Annotated in this window: 4 protein-coding genes; 1 reads left to right on the forward strand and 3 read right to left on the reverse strand. The window is 65.3% G+C overall.

Annotated elements, in window-relative coordinates:
- The 3 genes from apgM to PHP59_RS12505 form a co-directional block, all read right to left on the reverse strand.
- Window positions 1–825, reverse strand: an 825-nt coding sequence (apgM, locus tag PHP59_RS12495) for a 2,3-bisphosphoglycerate-independent phosphoglycerate mutase (protein WP_300167467.1), incomplete at its 3' end; no start/stop codon positions are given.
- Window positions 822–1,301 carry a small multi-drug export protein gene (locus tag PHP59_RS12500; protein WP_300167469.1) on the reverse strand — a complete coding sequence of 160 codons (480 nt, stop codon included), beginning with the start codon at window positions 1,299–1,301 and terminating at the stop codon, window positions 822–824. The genes apgM and PHP59_RS12500, both read right to left, overlap by 4 nt.
- A 1-nt stretch (window position 1,302) precedes the next feature.
- Window positions 1,303–2,235 carry an NAD-dependent epimerase/dehydratase family protein gene (locus PHP59_RS12505; protein WP_300167471.1) on the reverse strand — a complete coding sequence of 311 codons (933 nt, stop codon included), beginning with the start codon at window positions 2,233–2,235 and terminating at the stop codon, window positions 1,303–1,305.
- 39 nt (window positions 2,236–2,274) lie between these two features.
- Between PHP59_RS12505 and PHP59_RS12510 the strand changes: the two genes are divergently transcribed.
- Window positions 2,275–2,680: methanogenesis marker 12 protein (locus PHP59_RS12510; RefSeq protein ID WP_300167472.1), on the forward strand; the 406-nt coding region annotated here is incomplete at its 3' end.

Here is a 2,680-nt window from a genome sequence, read left to right on the forward strand (position 1 = left end):
GATCGCGTCCAGGGCGTACCGCGCCTTCGCCTGGTAGTCGGTGTCGATGAACCCGGTCGCGCCCGGGACATGGATCACCTCCATACCGGCATAGCGGGCGATCCCGTTGAGGAGGTCGACCGCCGAGATCATCCCGCCCGCGAGGCCCCAGCGGCCCCTGAAGTCAGGGATCGCCGGGCGCTTCCCGCCGCTCCACGGCCAGATCGTCGTGGCCGGGAGTCTGCCGGCGGCAACGCGGGCGCTGTTCACCGGGTGGTCGGCAAAGGCCTCCCTCGCGGCGTCCATGCACCGCATCAGGAGAGGAGCGTCCCCTCCCGAGGGGAGGTGGGGCCCGACCGCCTGCCCGACGATGTCGTGGGGCGGCGTGGTCACCGAGCCCTTCGCGCCGTGGACGACCATCAGGTTCCTGTACGAGATCCCGGGGTGGAAGTCCGCGCCCGGCATGGCAAGGGACCCGATGAGGTCGGCCCCCTCCTCGCTCGTGATGTGCCCGGCATTGAAGTCCTCCATGACGCCGTCCCGCACCGTCACCAGGTTGAAGCGGTAGGCATAGTCTGCCGGCCCGAGGGCGATCCCCATGCTCGCAGCTTCGAGAGGGCCCCTGCCCGTATAGCAGGTGGCCGGGTCGTAGCCGAGCACCGAGAGGTTTGCGACGTCGCTCCCCGGCTCGAACTCGTCCTTCACCGTCCGGAGGAGGCCGCAGGCGCCCTCGCGGGCGATGCGGTCCATGTTCGGGGTGTCGGCATATTCGAGGGGGGTCATGCCGCCGAGCGCGTCGATGGGCTCGTCGGCCATCCCGTCTCCCAGAACGACGATATATTTCATGGTGTTCCTCCGAGTATTCCCTGTACACTGATGATGCCAAACATGGTAAGGGTGGTGATGGCGATCGCCACGAGCATGCCGACGACGATGGCAGGCAGGGCGTACCTGAACCTGATCCCGAAGACAAACGCCGCCGCGCAGGCCGTCCACGACCCGGTCACCGGGATCGGCACCGCGACGAAGGGGATGAGGGCAAGGGCCCCCCAGCGTTCGAAACGCTCCGAGTGCCGGCGGGTCCGCGCGAAGAGCCAGTCGAAGAACCTCTCGAAGGCCGTCGAGTGGGCAATCAGGAAGGCGGAGACAGGTTCGAGGAGGAGGAGGAGCACCACCACGACCGCGAGGTTGCTCGCCATCCCGACCGCAAAGGCCATGGCCGGCGGGTATCCTCCCTGGATCGCCAGGGGGATCGCATAGCGCGACTCCCAGAGAGGGAGGGCGCTCTGGATCGCGAGGATCAGCGTCCCGATAACGTCCATATCAACCCTGCACGATCGCGCGGACAGTCTTTCTCACGCTCTCCGCCGATCCGAGGGACGGCGTCCATCCGAGGGCCTTCATCGCCTCGACCGAGAGCTGCATCCTTGGCACGTCGCCGACCCAGCCCCTCTCCCCGCCGGTGAAACTATATTTCACATCGGACAGGTCCATCTCTTCGGCGATGGTGTCGGCGATGGAGACGACGTCGATCCAGTCCTCAGAACCGATGTTGAAGGTGTTCACCGTCTCCTTTGCGTGGGCGATCGCATACTCGAAACCTGCCACGCACTCCCGCACGTCGAGGTATGACTTTGTCTGCCTGCCGTCCCCGAGGATCTCCAGTTCCTGCGGGTTTGCCCGGAGTTTCCCGATGAAGTCGGTGATCACGCCGTGGCCGCTCCTCTCGCCGACGATGTTTGCGAAGCGGAAGACCCAGGCCCGCATCCCGAAGGAGTGGCAGTAGGCCGAGATCAGCGCCTCGCAGGAGAGTTTTGTCGCCCCGTACACCGAGATCGGGTGCAGGGGGGTGTAGCCCTCGGGCGTCGGGATGACAGTCGCCTCGCCGTACACCGTCGAGGTGGAGGTGAACATGATCTCAGGGACACCGTGCTCGCGCATGGCGTCGAGCACCCGCTGGGTCGCCACGATGTTGTTCCTGATCTGGACGCCCGGCGTCTGTGCGCTCTGCCTGACGTCGGGGTCTGCGGCGAGATGGTAGACGCGGTCGGCCCCCGCGAAGGCCGACTGCCACCCGTCGTCCAGGAGGTCGGCCTGAATAAGGCGTACCCTGCCTGATTTCAGGTGGCCGGCGATATTGTCGGTCGATCCTGCGCTGAGGTTATCGATGACCACAACGTCGTCGCCCCGGGCGACGAGGGCGTCCACGGTATGGGAACCGATGAATCCGGCTCCGCCGGTTACAATGCAGAACATCACCATTGAATATCCTTCCCATGCTATAGGAGTACCGGTATGTTTATTGGGATCGATCATGGCACAACGGCCATGCGCTTTGCCTCCGAGGACGGGCACTTCAAGATCTCGCGCGAGGATGCCAGGGACTTCTCGGTCCGTGACCTCGAACGAATCTGCCCCCTCGACGAGATCGATGGCATTGCGGTATGCTATTCGATGGGAGACGGCATATCGACCATCACTGACATCCGCAGGGTCGAGAACCGCGGCGTCGTCTCTCAGGAGGGCGCGGGCAAGCACATCGGCGGGGGCACGCGGGTCTTCGACGAGGTCGCCGCAAGCGGCATCCCTGCCGTCGTGATGCCGGGCATCCACCGCGGCTCCCCGACAGATCCCCGGTTCAAGGCGTACTCCCACCAGACAAGCCCGGAGAAGATCGGGATCGCCTACGAGGTCTGCCACG

Origin of the sequence: Methanofollis sp. (genome assembly GCF_028702905.1) — an archaeon.
Classification (GTDB): domain Archaea; phylum Halobacteriota; class Methanomicrobia; order Methanomicrobiales; family Methanofollaceae; genus Methanofollis.

Excerpts from the sequence above, each read along its gene's own strand:
- PHP59_RS12500 (WP_300167469.1), bottom strand. The coding sequence starts at position 1,301 with ATGGACGTTATCGGGACGCTGATCCTCGCGATCCAGAGCGCCCTCCCT.
- PHP59_RS12505 (WP_300167471.1), bottom strand. The coding sequence starts at position 2,235 with ATGTTCTGCATTGTAACCGGCGGAGCCGGATTCATCGGTTCCCATACC.